This is a genomic window from Streptomyces sp. NBC_01433, from assembly GCF_026340105.1.
GTDB lineage: Bacteria > Actinomycetota > Actinomycetes > Streptomycetales > Streptomycetaceae > Streptomyces.
In genome coordinates, this window is sequence record NZ_JAPEPM010000002.1 from 1,965,776 (window position 1) to 1,982,731 (window position 16,956).

Genomic DNA, 16,956 nt, shown 5'->3' on the forward strand with positions numbered 1-16,956 from the left:
GGAGTGCACGATGGATCTCAATACCGTGCGGGATGTACGTGATGCCCGGATCCGCGCACCCTGGCGGCCTGGCGACGCCTGGCTCGCGGGCGGCACCTATCTGTTCTCCGAGCCCCAGCCGCACCTGCGGCGACTGGTGGATCTGAGCAGGATGGGCTGGGAGCCGGTCCGGCACCTCCCCGGCGGTTCGGTGGAGATCGCCGCGACCTGCACCGTCGCGGAGCTGTCCCGCTACGGACGCGAGTGCGGAGCACGGGCGGCTCCGCTGTTCGAACAGTGCTGCCGCGCGTTCCTGGCCTCGTTCAAGATCTGGAACATGGCCACGGTCGGCGGGAACCTCTGCAACGGCCTGCCGGCCGGTCCGATGATCTCGCTCACCGCCGCGCTCGACGGCGAGTGCCTGCTCCAGGCGCAGGACGGTTCGCTCCGCCGCCCGCGGGTGGCGGACTTCGTCGTCGGTGCCGGGCTGAAGGACCTGGGCGAGGGCGAGTTGCTGCGCTCCATCACGCTGCCGGCCCGCGCCATGGCCTCGCGCACCGCCTTCCGCCAGGCGTCCCTGTACGGTCTGGGCCGGTCCGCCGCCCTGGTCATCGGGGTGCTCGACCCGGTGGACGGCTCGCTGTCCGTGACGGTGACCGCGGCCACGGTTCGCCCCTTCCGCCTCTGGTTCCCGTTGCCACCGGACGCGCGGGAGCTGAGGGGCGCCCTCGAAGGGGCCATCGGCGACGCCGACTGGTTCGACGACATCCACGGACTGCCCGCCTGGCGGCGCCATATGGCCTTCCGCCTGGCCGAGGAGATCCGCCGCGAGCTGACCACGAGGGGCGACCGATGAGCTTCGGGATCCACGTCAACGAGCGGCCTTTCGACGCCGAACCGCGGCCGGGCCAGTGTCTGCGGACCTATCTGCGCGAGCGCGGCTGGTTCGGCGTGAAGAAGGGATGCGACGCGGGTGACTGCGGGGCCTGCACGGTCCATGTGGACGGCAGGCCCGTGCACAGCTGCCTCTTCCCCGCCCTCCGCGCCGCGGGCCGGTCGGTGACTACCGTCGAAGGTCTGGCCTCCGACGGTGAACTCCACCCGGTGCAGCGGAAGTTCCTCGATGCCCAGGGGTTCCAGTGCGGCTTCTGCACGGCCGGATATCTGATGACCACCGCGGCGCTGGACGACGAGCAGCTCGATGACCTGCCGCGCGCCTTCAAGGGGAATCTGTGCCGCTGCACCGGATACCGCGCCATCGAGGACGCCGTACGCGGGGTGAAGCACGTCGAGGCTCCGTGCGCGGGTGCCGCGGTGGGCCGGAACCTTCCCGCGCCGGCGGGCCCGCAGGTGGTCACCGGAACGGCCCGGTACACCTTCGACATCGACGTGCCCGGTCTGCTGCACATGAAGCTGCTGCGCTCCCCGCACCCGCACGCCCGTATCACCGCCATCGACACGGCCGCCGCACTGCGCGTACCGGGGGTGCGACTGGTCCTCACCCACCACGACGCCCCTGAACGGCACTATTCGAGTGCCCGGCACGAGCACCCCACCGAGGACCCGGACGACACCCGGCTCCTCGACGACACCGTGCGCCATGTCGGCCAGCGGGTGGCCGCGGTCGTCGCCGACAGCGAGGCGGCGGCCGAGGAAGCCTGCCGGCGCGTCGAGGTGACGTACGAGGTGCTGCCCGCGGTCCTCGACCCGGAGGAGGCGATGCTTCCCGGTGCACCGGTCGTGCACGCCAAGGACGCCGAAACCGCACGTATCTCCCGGCCGAGGGACAACGTCGTGGGTGAGGTGCACGGGGAGATCGGATCGGTGGAGGAGGGCTTCGCCGAGGCGGACGTGGTGTACGAGGAGACGTTCCGTACCCAGCGGGTCCAGCACGCGAGCCTGGAGACGCACGGCGCCGTGGCCTGGTTCGAGGAGACGGAGGAGGGGGCCGAGCGCATCGTCGTGCGCTCCAGCACACAGACCCCGTTCCTCACCCGCCGGGCCCTGTGCGCCCTGTTCGATCTGCCCATGGAGAAGGTCCGGGTGCTGGCGGGGCGGGTGGGCGGCGGTTTCGGCGGCAAGCAGGAAATGATCGTCGAGGACATCGTCGTACTCGCCGCGATGCGTCTGCACCGGCCCGTGAAACTGGAGTACACCCGTGCCGAGCAGTTCTACGGAGCCACCACCCGGCACCCGTTCACCGTCCGGGTGAAGGCCGGTGCCCGGAAGAACGGCACCCTGACCGCGATCCAGCTGCGCGTGGTGTCCAACACCGGGGCGTACGGCAATCACGGCCCGGCGGTGATGTTCCACAGTGTCGGTGAGTCGCTGGCCGTCTACCGCGCTCCGCACAAGAAGGCCGACGGGTATTCCGTCTACACCCACGCGGTACCGGCGGGCGCCTTTCGTGGATACGGGCTCGGGCAGGTCGTCTTCGCCATGGAGTCGGTGATGGACGAACTGGCCCGGCTGCTCGGCATGGATCCCCTGGTGTTCCGGGAGCGCAACATCATCGGTCCCGGCGAAGCCATGATCGGTCCGGGCGGCGAGGAGGAGGACCTGCACATCGCCAGCTACGGACTCGACGAGTGCCTGGCCGTCGTGCGCGGGGCGCGGGGCGAAACCGCGGAGGTGGCGCCCCAGGGCTGGCTCGTGGGTGAAGGGGCCGCGCTGTCCATGATCGCGACCGGGCCGCCCGGGGGCCACATCGCCGATGCCCGGATCGGTCTCCGGGCGGACGGTACCTACGACCTGGCCGTGGGAACCGCGGAGTTCGGCAACGGCACCACCACGGTCCACCGCCAGATCGCGGCCGGAGAACTGGGGACCACGGTCGACCGGATCACCGTGCGCCAGTCCGATACCGACGTCGTGAAGCACGACACCGGGGCGTTCGGATCGACGGGAACCGTGGTGGCCGGCAAAGCGACCCTGCGCGCCTCCCAGGCCCTCACGGAGAAGATCCTGGACTTCGCGGCGGGGCACCTCGGCGCGGCCCGCGAGGGGTGCCGCCTCCTGGAGGACGCCGTCGAGTGCCGTCATCAGCGCGTCCCGCTGAAGGAGCTGTACGCGGCGGCGCGGACAGCCGGTCAGGAACTCGCGGCGGACGGACATTTCGGCGGTACGCCGCGTTCCGTCGCCTTCAACGCGCAGTGGTTCCGGCTGGCCGTGGACCCGGGGACCGGTGAGATCAGGGTGCTGCGCAGTGTGCACGCGGCGGACGCGGGCAAGGTGATGAACCCGATGCAGTGCCGGGGCCAGGTCGAGGGCGGTATCGCGCAGGCGCTGGGTGCCACGCTCTTCGAGAACGTCCGTCTGAACGATCGCGGCGAAGTCACCACCACCGCGTTCCGCCAGTACCGGCTCCCCCAGTACGCCGACATCCCCCGTACCGAGGTGCACTTCGTGGAGACCTCCGACGCGATCGGGCCGCTCGGGGCGAAGTCGATGAGCGAGAGCCCCTTCAACCCGGTCGCGCCGGCGTTCGCGAACGCTCTTCGGGACGCCACCGGCATCCGGTTCACCGAACTTCCCCTGACCCGCGACCGTGTCTGGCTCGCCCTGGACCGGCGCGCGGGGACCGCCGCCGACTGATCCGCCAGTGGCTGATCTGCCGGCGGGCCACGGGCCACGGGCACTGTCGGCCAGATGTGAGGGAGATTTCCTCTGCTGATTCCCAGAAGCCAGGTAAGGAAGGCGCATGGCCTCGCACGCACGGTTCCATGGGACAGCCGCGGGGCATACCTTCTGACAGCCGCCCCGCGGGCCGTTCGACTGGGGGATTCCCATGAGCCGACTCAGTGCGCAGCCCCGTACGTCTCCGGCGCGGCTCGCCTCGTTGACCGTGCTCGGAGATGTCGCCCGTCCCGCGACGCTGACGGTGGGTGAGCTACGGGCCGGATGGGAGCAGCACCGGGCCGAGGTGGTCTTCGACTGCGCCACCAGCGGTGCCCGGCGGCACCGGTTCGAAGGGCCCCTGCTGCGTGAGGTGGTCCTTGACGCGCGGCCGCTGTTCGACGTCCGTCGGCGCAAGGACCGTTCCCGCTTCGTCCTCGCGGTGTCCGGTGGGGACGGGCACCGCACGGTGCTGGCCTGGGCGGAGATCGACGCCGATTTCGGGAACGCCCCGGTCCTCCTGGCCACCCGGATGGACGGCGAGGATCTGGACCTGGCCGGGAGCCAGCTGGTGGTGCCCGTCGACCGGTGCGGGGCTCGGTACGTCAGTGCCATCACCCGTGTACTGGTCGGCGTGTGGCCGGAGGCGGGACAGGACGCGCGGCCCGACTGAAGATCGGACGGCTGCCAAGGTCTGTCCGTCACAGATGCGAGGGCGGTCCGGAACGCCACGCGAGACAGCGGAGACCACGAATGCGCGGCCACGGCCCGACCGGATCGCCCCCGCTTTCGGACCATCCTCCAGATGGCGGCGCATTTACCATGGAGGTTCGCATTAAGCTTTGTAAATACGAGCCCAGTTCCTCTAACGTGTCGCACATGCAGTCCTACACCATCGGGCAGGCCGCTCGTCTGCTCGGCGTCAGCCCCGACACAGCCCGCCGCTGGGCGGATGCCGGACGGGTCGCGACCCACCGCGAGGAGAGCGGTCGCCGCCTCATCGACGGCAGGGACCTGGCCGCGTTCTCCATCGAAGTCGCCCAGGGGGGCACCGGTGAGGACGACGCGTCCTACACCTCGGCCCGCAACGCCTTTCCCGGCATCGTCACCGCCGTCAAACTCGGCGACGTCGCGGCCCAGGTGGAGATCCAGGCCGGCCCGCACCGCCTCGTCTCGCTCCTGACCCGGGAGGCGGTCGAAGAACTGGGGCTGGAGGTCGGCATGCAGGCCACCGCCCGCGTCAAGTCGACCAGCGTGCACATCGATCGCACCTGATCCACCGCTCCACCCAGCGGCGTCGCCCGTCCCCGGCGCGGCTCACCATCATCCGCTCGGGCGGCACCAGCCGACCGCGTCCCCAAGGAGTCCCACCCTCATGTCCCTCACCTTCACCGGACGGCGTACCGCGGCCGCGATCCTCACGGCCGCTCTCCTCGTTCCGCTGGCCGCCTGTGGCAGCGACGACGACAAGAAGGACTCGGGCGACAAGGCCACCGGCTCGGCCTCGGGGGCGCCGAAGGCCGACCTGACGGTGCTGGCCGCCTCCTCGCTCACCGATGTCTTCAAGACGGCCGGTGCGGCCTACGAGAAGGAACACCCCGGAACCAGGGTGACGTTCTCCTTCGCCGGTTCGCAGGAGCTCGCCGCCCAGGTCAAGCAGGGCGCACCTGCCGACGCTCTGGTCACCGCGGACACCAAGACGATGGACGGGCTGAAGTCCGACACCGGGGCGCCGACCGTCATCGCGAAGAACCGCCTGGTGATCGCCACGGGCAAGGGCAACCCGGAGAAGGTCGAGAATCTGAAGGACCTCGCGGACCCGAAGCTGAAGGTGGTACTCGCCGCGCCCGAGGTTCCGGTCGGGCGCTACAGCCAGCAGATCCTGGACGCACAGAAGATCGACGTGAAGCCGGTCTCCCAGGAGCCCAACGTCCGCGCCGTCCTCAGCAAGGTCGAACTCGGCGAGGCCGACGCGGGTCTCGTCTACAAGACGGACGCCGCCACGGCCACCGACAAGGTCGAGGCGATCGACATCCCGGACGCGCAGAACGCCGTCGCCTCCTACCCGGCGGCGACCCTGAAGACCTCGAAGCACAGCGAGGCCGCGACCGCGTTCGTGGCGTGGCTGTCCACCCCCGAGGCCCAGAAGATCCTCGCCGCCGCCGGCTTCCAGAAGCCGTAACAGGCCACCGACCCGTGCGGGCGGCCCGGTTCGGGGCCGGGCCGCCCGCACGGCACTTCGAGCATCAGGGACCCTTCGATGAGACGCCTTCGCCGCCGCGCCACCGGCCCCCGCGCGCCGATAGCCCTGGCGATCCCCGCGCTGCTGGCCATCGCCTTCCTGCTGCTGCCACTGATCGGGATCCTCGCCCGCACCTCATGGGCCGAGCTGGGCGCTCACCTCACGAGTCCCGGGACGACCGAGGCGCTGAAGCTGTCCCTGATCGTCTCCGCCTGGGCGCTGGGCCTCTCCCTCGTCCTGGGTGTTCCCCTGGCCTGGCTGCTGGCCCGGGTCGACTTCCCCGGCAAGGCGTTCGTCCGGACCCTCGTGCTGCTGCCGATGGTGCTGCCGCCCACCGTCGGCGGTGTCGCCCTCCTGCTGGCCTTCGGCCGCCGCGGACTGCTCGGGCCGTGGCTGGAGGACACGTTCGGCATCACGCTGCCCTTCCACACCTCCGGCGCCGTCCTCGCCGCGACGTTCGTCGCGATGCCGTTCCTGATCATCAGCCTCGAAGGAGCACTCGGCGGACTGCGCCCCCGCTACGAGGAGACCGCGGCCTCCCTGGGAGCTTCGCCGGTACGGGTGTTCCTCACCGTCACCCTGCCGATGGTCGCCCCCGGACTCGCCGCGGGCGCCGCGCTCACCTGGGCGCGCGCACTCGGTGAGTTCGGCGCGACCATCACCTTCGCGGGCAACCTCCCCGGTACCACCCAGACCCTGCCCCTCCAGGTCTACCTGCTGCTCCAGGACGACCCGGAAGCCGCCACCTCGGTCTCCCTGTTCCTCCTCGCCATCGCCATGGTCGTCCTCATCGCCCTGCGCGGACGCTGGACCGGCACCCCGGACAGGGCCGCCGCCGAGACACACGTTCCGGCGGACGAATCCGGCTCCGCCCCTCAGGACACGTACGCCACCGCGTCGGTCGCGCCCCAGCTCGACGGCGGCCGGGGGAGCTGGCCGCTCCACGCCACAGTGACCGGATTCAACAACCTCACGCTCGACGCGGACGCCGGAACCACCATCGCCGTCGTCGGCCCCAACGGCGCGGGCAAGACCACCCTGCTGCGCGCGCTGCTCGGCCTCACCCCGCGCGCCCACGCCGAACTCCGGCTCGGCGACACCGACGTCACCGCACTCCCCCCGCACCGCAGGGGCGTGGCCTGGGTGCCGCAGGACGGTGCCCTCTTTCCGCACATGAACGCGTTGGCCAACACCGCGTACGGGCTTCGCGCCCACGGTGTCCCGCGCGCCGAGGCCCGTCGCAGCGCCCAGGAGTGGCTGGACCGTCTCGGCGTCGGCCATCTCGCGCACCGCAGACCGACGCAGATCTCCGGAGGCCAGGCCCAGCGCGTCGCGCTCGCCCGTGCGCTGGCCGCCCGTCCCCGGCTGCTCGTGCTCGACGAACCGCTCGCCGCCCTCGACCAGACGACCCGCACCCAGGTGCGGCACACCCTCCGCCGCCATCTCGACGGCTTCGGCGGCGTATGCCTGATCGTCACCCACGACCCCGTCGAGGCCATCGCGCTCGCCGACCGGGTCCTCGTCCTCGACGGTGGGCGCGCCCTCCAGGACGCCCCGCCCGCCGACGTCACCCGCCACCCCCGCTCCCCCTGGGTCGCCCGCATGCTCGGCCGCAACGCCTGGCCCGGCACCGCCACCGACGACGGGCTCCAGCTCCGGGGCGGAGGCCGCCTCATCCTCGCCGACCCCCTGCCGACGGGCACGCCCGCGCTCGCGGTCATCGCCCCGGAAGCCGTCTCCGTACACCGCGACAGGCCCACCGGCAGCCCCCGCAACGTCTGGTCCGGGACCGTACGGGAGATCACCGCCAGCGGGAGCCGGCTCCGGGTCCTGATCGTTTCGGAGCGGGCACCGGATCTCGTCGCCGAGATCACCCCGCAGTCCGCCGCCGAACTCGGCCTGGCCGACGGAGTGCCGGTGTGGACGAGCGTGAAGGCCACCGAAGTCACCGCCGTGGTTCTCTGATCGGATCCCCGCCCCCCTCGGACCTCGGACGGGAGGACACATCCTCCAGAACCGCATCTGTGGGGTGTTTGGTCGATGGAACGAGCATTTGCCATCCGCTTTACGGCATAGCCCTCGCGGACGCAGGATGAATGAGGGTGCGTCCGGTACCCGGAAGCGGAAGGAGCCGTGCATGACCACGAGCTCGACGTGCGGTGACGGCAGCGCCCGGGACATCCGCGCCGTAGACATCGGCCATGGCGCCATCGGCTCCGGCCGCTCCACCCGCCGGCGGCCCGACCTCCGTATCGCCCAGTTCATCGCCGAGGCACTGGGCGGCGCCGACAACGTCCTCAATGTCGGCGCGGGAGCCGGGTCCCACGAGAGCGCCGCCCACACGGTGACAGCGGTCGAACCGTCCGGGCCCCCGCGCGCCCGGCGCCCCGCACGGCTCACCCGGGCCATCGATGCCGTCGCGGAGAACCTGCCCTTCGCGGACGGGGAGTTCGACGGAGCGATGGCCCTCTTCAGCGTCCACCAGTGGCGCGACCCCGGAGCCGGTCTGCGCGAGATCAGACGCGTCACCCACGGCCCGGTCGTCGTCCTGACCCGCGCCCCGGATCTCGTACGCGACTTCTGGCTGTACGCGTACGCACCCGAGGTCCTCGACATCGAGGCCCGCCGCCACCCTCCCGTCGAGGACCTGGCCGCCGCGCTCGGCGGCACCGGCACCATCCGGACCGTTCCGATCCCGCTGGACTGCACCGACGGCTTCGACGAGGCGTACTACGGCCGCCCCGAGATGCTCCTGGATCCCGCCGCCCGCCAAGCCTGCTCCGCGTGGAGCTTCATCGACGACGAGGTGCGGGAACGCTTCGACGGGACACTGCGCAGCGACCTGGCCTCCGGGGCCTGGGACCAGCGATTCGGCCACCTGCGCACGCAGCCGACGTACGACGGTTCGCTCGTCATCCTGCGCGCTACCCACTAGCCAGGAAATCGACGGCGCCAGGGCCGACTCCTACGTCACCCCGGACTACGACCACCCGATCCGGCGAGCAGCTGCTGAACCTGGCGTAGAGCCTGGGCGGTTACTCCTGACCGGAGCAGGGGTCGCAGCAGGAGGGGGCACGTTCGACGCAGATGGTGACGGTGTCGGAGTTGTTCGTGGGGTCGGGGTCCTTCTCGTTGGCGGTGGCGGTGGCGGTGTTGGTGATCGAGCCGGACGCGGTCGCCTTGGCCCGCAGCACGAGGGTGGCGGTGGCGCCGACGGCCAGGGCACCCACGGTCCACTGCCCGGTCGCCGGATCGTAGGTTCCGGGTGAGGACTTGGCGGACAGGAAGGTGAGATGGTCGTGGAGCCGGTCGGTGACGGTGACGCCGGTGGCCCGGTTCGGACCGGTGTTCCGGACGGCGATCCGGTAGGTCACGGTCTGCCCCTCGGTGACCGTGGTCGCGTCGGCCGCTTTCGCCACGGTCAGGTCGGCAGCCGGATTGACCTCCGTGACCGCGTCGTTGGACGTGGCGGTCAGCGGTTCGGGGGTCGGTCCGAGGCGGTTCTCGTAGGCGGCGGTGGCGCTGTTGACGACCCGCCGGCCACCCGCGGTCATGCCGATGGTGACCCGGTACTCCACGGTGGTGCCGCCCGGCAGGGTCTCGGTGTTGGGCAGGCTGCCCGCCTGCGTACCGGAAGCGCCGTTGCCCAGGCGGAAGACCACCTTGTTTCCCTGGGCGTCGAAGGAGGCCTGGTCATCGCCGGCCCGGTCGCTCTTCGGCCCGGCGTTGGGACCGTCGACGATGCGGAGGGATCCGGGCAGGTATGTCGTACCGACGGGGATGACGTCGGTCAGGACGAGAGCTTCGGCCGCGCCGCCGCCTTCGTTCCTGGCCGTGATCCGGTAGGTGAGGACGTCCCCCACCTCCAGCGGTCCCACGGGGATGGCGGTCTTGGTGAGCACCACATAGGGAGCGGTACCGAAGAAGACGCCGTCCAGGAAGTTCCCGATGCTTTGGTTGCCGCCGGCGGCGGAGACGGAACGGAACGCGAACCGGGTCATCGTCTGGCCTGCCGGGACGATGTAGGTGCCCGTGTAGTAGCCCCAGGCGCTGTTGCCGTCGGTGCAGCGTCGCTGCTCGACGGCGGAGCCCGGTGTACCGATGTCCAGTGCCATGGTGTCCTGGCCCAGCCGTCCGCGGTGGTACAGCCTCCAGTACAGCTTCGCGCCGGGGGTGGTCGGCAGGTCCTGGTAGAGCGTGGCGACCTGGCGCGCGTTCAGCTCGGCGAACTGGGAGCCGTGCGCGGCCGGAACGCCGTTGAAGCCGGAACGCCACAGCTCGATCATGTGATCGGTCGAGGTGGTGCGCCAGCCCGGTACGCGCTTGACCGCCTGCGTCTGTGACGCGTCCGGAAGAATCTCGAAGTCGGTGACGACGGGCTCTTCGAAGCTTCCGTTGACCAGCGCGACCCGGAGCGGTGCCGGTGGAGGTGTGGTCACTGATTTCCCCTTGGTTCGGCGACGGTTGGCATCCTCCGCCGACCGGACCATGGGTGTGAGCCTCGGCGGAGGTGTAACCACCGAAAGCACAACGCAATTCAAGCGATACGGAAAGCGAATGCCCTTTGGTCCGCGCCAATCCAGCACGGCTGGTTTACCGGACACCTCCGCCGGGGCCGACGGCACCACGCCCGCACCGGCCGCTCTACGCACATCACCCAGAACTCATATGGCACACCTCTACCTGCCGCCACCGCTCAAACGGCCGAAAAGAGCGCCGTCCCCGCCCTTGTTCGCCTGCTGTGAGGGTGATTCTCTCCGCAGCCGGTTGACACCCTCGGCAGCCCTTTCGTAGGTGTCCGTCTCCACCTCCGCCGAGAGGGGGATCAGGCGTCCTTTTCCTCCGGCACGGTGTAGATGTTCTCCTCGATCCGGTCGATGAGTCCGCCCTCGAACCGGAAGTGCACCACAGCGTGGACCTCGCTGCGTGACCCGTCCGCCGTGACCAGGTGAAGTATGTACTGCAGGAGCAACTCGTTCGCATCCCGGAACTGGCGGATCACGTCGAACCGCAGCGAATCGACCGTAGCGGCAAAGGAACTGAACTGCCTCAGTCGCTCGTCGATCGTCTGCTCACCCTTGCCGTCGTTCTGCCACACGGTGGCCTTTTCGGTGCACATCGCCTGGGCGTCGGCGAAGTCGTACACCTCCAGACGCCGCAGAAACCGAATCGCCGTCTCGCTGATGGTCTGCTCCATATCGAATTCTCATTTCACTGTGTCTCGTTGAATGCGGGACAGCCAAGGGCTGTCCCCCTTAGAGCAGGTCGAGCCGGCGCAAGTCGGTGACGTACTTGCGGATGAGGGCCGGTGACACGTGGGGGATGTCCTGGGCGGGGCCGATCTTCGCGGCCCGCACGGCGGCGTGGAACCGTTCGGCGGGGATCGCCGAGCCCGGGACGGTTTCCTCGGGCCGGGCCAGGGCGTCCAGCAGTGGCAGCAGCGAGTGCTGGCGCTGCTTCTCCGGCAAGGCGCGGATCGCGGCCGTGATGCGGGCGAGCCAAGTGCCGTAATCGTCTATCCGCTGGATCGGGTGGCCGGCCTCGATGAGCCAGTCCACGAAGGTGTCCAGCGAGATGCCGTCGTCGTGCGGGTTCAGGACGTTGTAGGTCCGGTAGCCCTCGGTGGCCCGCGCGCCCAGCGAGGTGATGGCCTCGGCGGTGAAGTCGACCGGCAGGCCGTCGTAGTGCGTGCGCGTCCCGGTCCGGTAGAACGAGCCCGGCGCGATACCGGTGGCGACCAGGCTGAGCACCAGGCGGGTGAACATGTCGGGCACGTTCAGCTGCCCCTGGTACGTACTGTGCGCGAGGATCATGTCCGAGCGGAGGGTCACGACCGGCAGGCCGCACAGGTCGTGTGCCTCCCGGAGCAGGACCTCGCCGGCCCACTTGCTGGTCGCGTACCCGTTGGCGTAACTCCGGTCGATCGGCCGCACCGGGCTGGTGCCGCGGATGTCGGCGTCCTCGTCCAGAGCCCCGGCCGCGGCGCCGGCCTGCACGGCGACGGTGGACACATAGGTGACGGGCTTGAGCCGCGTGGTGAGCGCCAACCGGATCAGTTCGGCCGTGCCTACGACATTGGGTCCGAACAACTGGTCGTAGGGCAGTACGTGGTTGACCAGGGCGGCCGGGTGGACGATCAGGTCCACGGTGTCGGCCAGCGTGTCCCACGTGCCCTCGTCCAGGCCCAGGTGCGGTTCGCCGAGATCACCCGCGACGACCTCCAGGGTCCCGTCGGCCAGCTCCCGGTACCGCCGGAGCAGTTCGGCGTCGCCGCTGTCGAAGGCCCGCTCCAGCCGCTTCGCCGCCGCGGCCGCGTCGCTTCCCCGTACGACGCAGATCAGCCTGCCGCCCGCGGGCGCCAGCCGCTCCAGCCATTCCAGGCACAGGAACCGGCCGAGGTAGCCGTTGGCTCCGGTCAGCAGGACGGTCCGCACGGCACCGTCGGGGCGGGGCAGCGTCGGGGCGGCGGCGAGCGTCGACGCGTCGACGAACTTCTCCAGGGTGAGATCACCGGCGCGGACCTCGGAACTGTTCTCGCCGTGTACGGAGGCGAACGTGGGCCGCGTCGTCCCGGACGCGCGTTCCGCCTCGATGTATCTCGCCACCTGTGCCAGGTCGTTGGCCGGGCTGATGACCACCCCGACCGGAACCTCGATGTGGAAGATCTCCTTCATGAGGTAGGAGAAGGACAGCGCGGACAGGGAATCCCCGCCCAGGTCGGTGAAGTGCGCGTCGGCGCGCAGGTCCGTGTCCGGGCAGCCCAGCAGTGCCTGGGCTCCCCGGCCGACCGTTTCCAGCACCGGCCGGTCAAGACCGGACCGGCGCAGCTCGCGCAGCTGCGTGACCTGCCCGTCGGCGAGTTCGGCGTACAACCGCTCAAGTGCCTCGCCGTAGCGCTCCTTGAGTTTGGGGCGCAGGAGTTTGTGGCTGTCGGCGAGCAGGCCGTTACGGGCGCTGAAGGGTTCGGTCTCGATCAGGAAGTCGCGGGGGATCTCGTACGAGTTGAGCTCGGCTTCCTTGGCGATCCGCTGGAGCGACTCGCTGAGCAGCGGCTTGAGCGACTCGATGTCCTCGCCGCCCCTGTCGAGCGTGTCCGGGGTGGGCACCACCACCGCGAGGAGGTGGGCGCGCTCGCTGTTTCCGTACACGAAGATCTGCCGGACGAGGGGGCTGCCGAGCAGGGCGGTCTCCACGCGGGAGACGGCCACGAACTCGCCCTGGGAAAGCTTCAGTACGTCCTTGGTGCGGTCGACGTAGGCCAGTCGGTCGGGTCCGAGCTCGGCCATGATGTCGCCGGTCCGGTAGTAGCCGTCCTCGTCGAAGACCGCGGCGGTGGCCTCGGGCCGCTTGTAGTACCCGGGGATGATGGCGCCCGTCTTGAGCAGCAGTTCTCCGCGCGGATGCGGCGAGTCCGTGGCGAAGTAGCCCAGTTCCGGTACGTCGACGAGCTTGTAGTCGATCACCGGCGGGCGCTGCACCACCGAGTCGAGCAGCAGGCCGCCGGCTTCGGTGGAGCCGAAACCGATGTACAGGTGGACGTTCAGGCAGGACGCGACGAAGGCCGCGATCTCGGCGGACAGCGGGGCGGTGCCGACCAGTGCCTTGGTGACGCGCCCGCCCAGGAAGTTCTCCCGCAGGTCCCGCTTGACCGCCGCCTCGACGTCACCCGGCTCGCCGGCTCGCCGGTCCAGTTCGCTCTGGTACTCCTGGAAGAGCATGTCGCACATGCGCGGAACCATGGTCAGCTCCGTGGGGCGGACCAGCGCGATGTCCTCGAACAGGGTGGACAGGTCGCTCTTGGCGGTGAAGTAGCCGACACCGCCCCGGGCGAGCGAGCCCATCAGCGCGTAGCAGCCGGCCAGGTGGCTCTGCGGCATGTAGTGGATGCAGACCACGGGCCCGCCCGCCGCGCCGTAGGTGAATCCGTACCACGCGGTGCCGACCAGCCGCTGTGTGTACATGGCCCCCTTGGGGGTCCCGGTGCTGCCGGAGGTGTAGATGAGCATGGCCAGCGGATCGTCGCCCGGCTCGGCGGTGAACAAGGGAGGGTGCGGCAGGCCGGTTCCGGCTTCGGTCACGGCGGCCAGCGTGTCGATGACGACCTGGCTGCCGGCTTCGGCCAGGCGCCGCCGGGCGGACGCGAAGGCTTCGCGCTGGTCCGCGACGTCGGGGCGGTAGTCGAACACGAGCAGGCGCTCGATCGCGGTTCCCTCGATCACGGCTTCGACAGCGGTGTCCAGGCGCTCGATGCTCGCGGCGAGGACGCGCGGCTCGGTCTCCGCGATGATCGGGCGCAACTGGGACAGCGGCGCGCTGGGCTGCAGGGGCACGGACACGATGCCCAAGTGGATGCACGCCAGGCTGAGTGTCGCGTAATCGATGCTGGTGAAGCCCAGGACGCAGATCCGGTCACCGGCGACCAACGGATAGTGCGGGTCGTGGTACCACTTGCCGGCGACGGCACGGACGCGTGCCCACAACTCGCGGAAGCTGACGGTGTCGAACCTCGGGAGCAGACGCGACGTCGAAGGTTCTCTGGCGCGTTCACCGAGGGCCGGCCGGTCCCCGTAGCCCTCCATGACGGTCGCCATGACCTCGGCGAGCCCCTTGTCCGGATCACGCACCGCCGCGGTGATCGCGTCCAGTGGTACGGCCATGAACAGCCCTCCCGTAGCGTCCCAGTGATGTCGGCGCGTCGCGCGTATGGACGTCGCCGAGCACGTAATCGCATGTGCCGACCGAGCGTGCGGCCGTACCGCCTTGCTCACGGAGACCACGGTGCCGACGCGCGCCGCATCGACACCGTGGCCCGTGCAACTCCTGATGAGTGCTGCTACCAGGTGACCGGCAGCGCGGCCACCCCGCGGATGAGACGTTCGGTCCGCCACGACATCTGGTCGACCGGCACCGCGAGGCGCAGACCGGGCAGGCGGCGGATCAGGGTCTCCAGCACGATGCGCAACTCCATCCTGGCCAACTGCGCGCCGAGGCAGTGGTGCACGCCGTGCCCGAAGGTGAGGTGCGGGACGGCCCCTCGGTGGAAGTCGATCTCCTCGGGGTGGTCGAACACCTCGGGGTCCCGGTTGGCCAGTCCCAGCTCGGCGACCACCGCGTCGCCGGCGCGAACGATCTGCCCGCTCAGTTCCACGTCCTCGGTGGCGATGCGGGTGAAGCCCGCGGTCGCGCTGATCGGGATGATCCGGGAGAGTTCCTCCACCGCGTCGGGTATCAAACCGGGATCGGCGACGAGGTCCTGCCAGAGATGGGGGTTGGTCAACAGCGTGTAGACGAAGTTGCCGAGCTGGTTGGCGGTGGCCTCCTGCCCGGCGGAGAGCAGACTGACCCCGAGGCTGACGAGGTCCTCCTCGGCGAGCAGGTCCTTTTCCTCCCGTACGGTGACCAGTTCGCCGAGCAGGTCGTCGGTGGGGTCGGCGCGGCGGATGGCGATCAGACCTGCGAGGTATTCATTGAGATGGCCCCGGGCCTGCGCGGACTGGGCCGGATCGGACAGCATCAGCAGGCCGTCCACCCAGTCGTTGAACCGGTCGCGGTCGGCGACGGGCACGCCGAGCAGTTCGCAGATCACCGTGATCGGCAGCGGCCAGGTCAGCGTCCTGGTCAGGTCGGCGGACGGCCCTGCGGCGACCATGGTGTCGACCAGGCCGTCCACGATCTCCTGGGCGCGCGGGCGCAGCGCTTCGATACGGCGCACGGTGAACGCGTTGGCCACCCGGCGCCGCAGTCGGCTGTGCTCCGGCGGGTCCATGCTCAGCATGGAGGTGCTGGGCAGACCGACGGCGACCGTGCGGGGCACGTGATCGCCCACGGCGGCGGCGCGGCTGAACCGGGGGTCGGCCAGTACCACCTTGACGTCCGCGTGCCGCGTGACCAGCCAGGCGTCGCCGCCGAAGGGCAGGCTCACGCGCAGTACCGGCTGCTCGCCGCAGATCTCGGCCAGCTTCGGGTCCACGTCGAGTCGGTCGATCGGACCGAACGGGTAGGCCCGAACCCCTTCCCCTGTCGCGGTCATCGTGTCAGTCCTTCCAGTCCTGCCAGTCCTGGCAAACGGTTACCGATGAATACGTGGTTACTGATCCAACTGAGGTCGTGATTCCGATGGTTCGTCGGGGGCGACCACCTCGCCACAGGTCACAGGGCGGCGATCCGCCCGCCGTCGATGACGAGAGTGCTGCCGGTGATCCACGAAGCGCGCGGGGAGACCAGGAAGCCGACCGCCTCGGCGATGTCCTGCGACTGGCCGAGCCGCCCCAGCGGAATTTCGTCGGCCCAATCATCCGTATCCGCATCCGAATCCGCATCACTGCCGAGATAATCAACAATCTTCTCGCGCGCCTCGTCCGCTCCCGGTGTCATCACATTACCCAGAGAGAGGGCGACGACGCGGATACCCTGCGGCGCCAACTCGGCCGCGAGACCCTTGCTGTATGTCTCAAGTGCGGACTTGGCGGCGGCATAATGCAGGATCATCGGGTAGGACGCGATCGTGGCAATGGACGAGATGTGTACGACGACCCCGCCTCCACTCGCGCGCATGGAGGGAACGAGTGCGGAATTTACCCGGACGGCGGCGAGAAAATTGATGTCCATCGTGTACTGCCAGTCGTTCTCGATGTCCAGAGCACTCTGAAAGGCCCGGCATCCACCCGCGTTATTGACGACGATATCCACTCCGCCAAGCGTCTCCAGCGCGACATCCGCGAACGCGCGCACACCGTCCGGCGTGCTGAGGTCGGCTTTCACGAACGTCGCTCCGGACGGGGTGTGTTCCGTCGCGTTACGGGCGGAGGTGACAACGTTGGCACCGGCGTCGAGCAAGTTCTGCACGATGGCCGCACCGATCCCGCGGCTTCCGCCGGTGACCACGGCCCGCTTACCTTCCACATCCTTGGGAATCTGTGCGGCAAGGCGATTCTGACTCATCCTGGATTCCACCCCCCTTTCTTTTTCCAACAACCCTGTCCGCGACATAGACCGGCAAGAGGAAACAATTCTCGATTGCGATTAAGAATGGGAGTTCATTCCAGTCGATCATGGCGACGCGGAATCACTTGAACCACTATCAATGATCTCGCTGACACGGTCAAGCTGATTATGTCGAT

The 16,956-nt window shown here is 69.5% G+C and carries 12 protein-coding genes; 7 read left to right on the forward strand and 5 right to left on the reverse strand.

The genetic code is table 11. The features are described 5' to 3' along the window. Positions 1 to 10 precede the first annotated feature (10 nt). The 7 genes from OG413_RS36125 (at position 11) to OG413_RS36155 (ending at position 8,771) form a co-directional block, all read left to right on the forward strand. Positions 11 to 835 carry a xanthine dehydrogenase family protein subunit M gene (locus OG413_RS36125; protein ID WP_266812886.1) on the forward strand — a complete coding sequence of 275 codons (825 nt, stop codon included), beginning with the start codon at positions 11 to 13 and terminating at the stop codon, positions 833 to 835. Next, on the forward strand, positions 832 to 3,573 hold the full coding sequence (locus OG413_RS36130) for a molybdopterin-dependent oxidoreductase (RefSeq protein ID WP_266812888.1): 2,742 nt from the start codon (positions 832 to 834) through the stop codon (positions 3,571 to 3,573). Before OG413_RS36125 ends, OG413_RS36130 begins: the two co-directional genes overlap by 4 nt. Before the next feature lie 193 nt (positions 3,574 to 3,766). Then, positions 3,767 to 4,267 carry a molybdopterin-dependent oxidoreductase gene (locus tag OG413_RS36135; protein ID WP_266812890.1) on the forward strand — a complete coding sequence of 167 codons (501 nt, stop codon included), beginning with the start codon at positions 3,767 to 3,769 and terminating at the stop codon, positions 4,265 to 4,267. A gap of 206 nt (positions 4,268 to 4,473) precedes the next feature. Further along, positions 4,474 to 4,869: a molybdopterin-binding protein gene (locus tag OG413_RS36140; protein WP_266812891.1), complete on the forward strand. Its 396-nt coding sequence runs from the start codon at positions 4,474 to 4,476 to the stop codon at positions 4,867 to 4,869. 100 nt (positions 4,870 to 4,969) lie between these two features. After that, positions 4,970 to 5,776 (forward strand): molybdate ABC transporter substrate-binding protein, encoded by an 807-nt coding sequence (modA, locus tag OG413_RS36145; protein WP_266812893.1) that lies wholly within the window; start codon positions 4,970 to 4,972, stop codon positions 5,774 to 5,776. Positions 5,777 to 5,854: 78 nt separating this feature from the next. Then, a complete protein-coding gene (locus tag OG413_RS36150; protein ID WP_266812895.1) occupies positions 5,855 to 7,801 on the forward strand; it encodes an ABC transporter permease in 1,947 nt (648 codons plus the stop codon). A 172-nt stretch (positions 7,802 to 7,973) separates the two neighbouring features. Further along, positions 7,974 to 8,771, forward strand: a complete 798-nt coding sequence (locus OG413_RS36155) for a class I SAM-dependent methyltransferase (protein ID WP_266812897.1) — start codon at positions 7,974 to 7,976, stop codon at positions 8,769 to 8,771. Positions 8,772 to 8,871: 100 nt separating this feature from the next. Here OG413_RS36155 and OG413_RS36160 read toward each other — a convergent pair whose 3' ends face one another. The 5 genes from OG413_RS36160 to OG413_RS36185 all read right to left on the reverse strand — a co-directional run bounded on the left by OG413_RS36160 (position 8,872) and on the right by OG413_RS36185 (position 16,777). Further along, positions 8,872 to 10,275, reverse strand: coding sequence for a CARDB domain-containing protein (locus OG413_RS36160; RefSeq protein ID WP_266812899.1), 1,404 nt, complete (start codon positions 10,273 to 10,275; stop codon positions 8,872 to 8,874). A 386-nt stretch (positions 10,276 to 10,661) separates the two neighbouring features. Continuing rightward, the gene (locus OG413_RS36165; RefSeq protein ID WP_266812900.1) at positions 10,662 to 11,033 is read right to left on the reverse strand and encodes a nuclear transport factor 2 family protein; all 372 of its coding nucleotides are present in this window, start codon (positions 11,031 to 11,033) and stop codon (positions 10,662 to 10,664) included. A gap of 58 nt (positions 11,034 to 11,091) precedes the next feature. After that, entirely contained in the window at positions 11,092 to 14,493 is a 3,402-nt protein-coding gene (gene car, locus OG413_RS47000) for a carboxylic acid reductase (protein ID WP_323137972.1), read from the reverse strand. Positions 14,494 to 14,669: 176 nt separating this feature from the next. Then, positions 14,670 to 15,866, reverse strand: a complete 1,197-nt coding sequence (locus tag OG413_RS36180; RefSeq protein ID WP_266812902.1) for a cytochrome P450 — start codon at positions 15,864 to 15,866, stop codon at positions 14,670 to 14,672. A gap of 119 nt (positions 15,867 to 15,985) precedes the next feature. Next, a complete protein-coding gene (locus OG413_RS36185; protein ID WP_266812904.1) occupies positions 15,986 to 16,777 on the reverse strand; it encodes an SDR family oxidoreductase in 792 nt (263 codons plus the stop codon). Positions 16,778 to 16,956: the final 179 nt, after the last annotated feature.

Coding starts and splice junctions, on each gene's coding strand:
- OG413_RS36155 (WP_266812897.1), top strand. CDS start 7,974: ATGACCACGAGCTCGACGTGCGGTGACGGCAGCGCCCGGGACATCCGC.
- OG413_RS36130 (WP_266812888.1), top strand. CDS start 832: ATGAGCTTCGGGATCCACGTCAACGAGCGGCCTTTCGACGCCGAACCG.
- modA (WP_266812893.1), top strand. CDS start 4,970: ATGTCCCTCACCTTCACCGGACGGCGTACCGCGGCCGCGATCCTCACG.
- OG413_RS36140 (WP_266812891.1), top strand. CDS start 4,474: ATGCAGTCCTACACCATCGGGCAGGCCGCTCGTCTGCTCGGCGTCAGC.
- OG413_RS36180 (WP_266812902.1), bottom strand. CDS start 15,866: ATGACCGCGACAGGGGAAGGGGTTCGGGCCTACCCGTTCGGTCCGATC.
- OG413_RS36125 (WP_266812886.1), top strand. CDS start 11: ATGGATCTCAATACCGTGCGGGATGTACGTGATGCCCGGATCCGCGCA.
- OG413_RS36185 (WP_266812904.1), bottom strand. CDS start 16,777: ATGAGTCAGAATCGCCTTGCCGCACAGATTCCCAAGGATGTGGAAGGT.
- OG413_RS36165 (WP_266812900.1), bottom strand. CDS start 11,033: ATGGAGCAGACCATCAGCGAGACGGCGATTCGGTTTCTGCGGCGTCTG.
- car (WP_323137972.1), bottom strand. CDS start 14,493: ATGGCCGTACCACTGGACGCGATCACCGCGGCGGTGCGTGATCCGGAC.
- OG413_RS36150 (WP_266812895.1), top strand. CDS start 5,855: ATGAGACGCCTTCGCCGCCGCGCCACCGGCCCCCGCGCGCCGATAGCC.
- OG413_RS36135 (WP_266812890.1), top strand. CDS start 3,767: ATGAGCCGACTCAGTGCGCAGCCCCGTACGTCTCCGGCGCGGCTCGCC.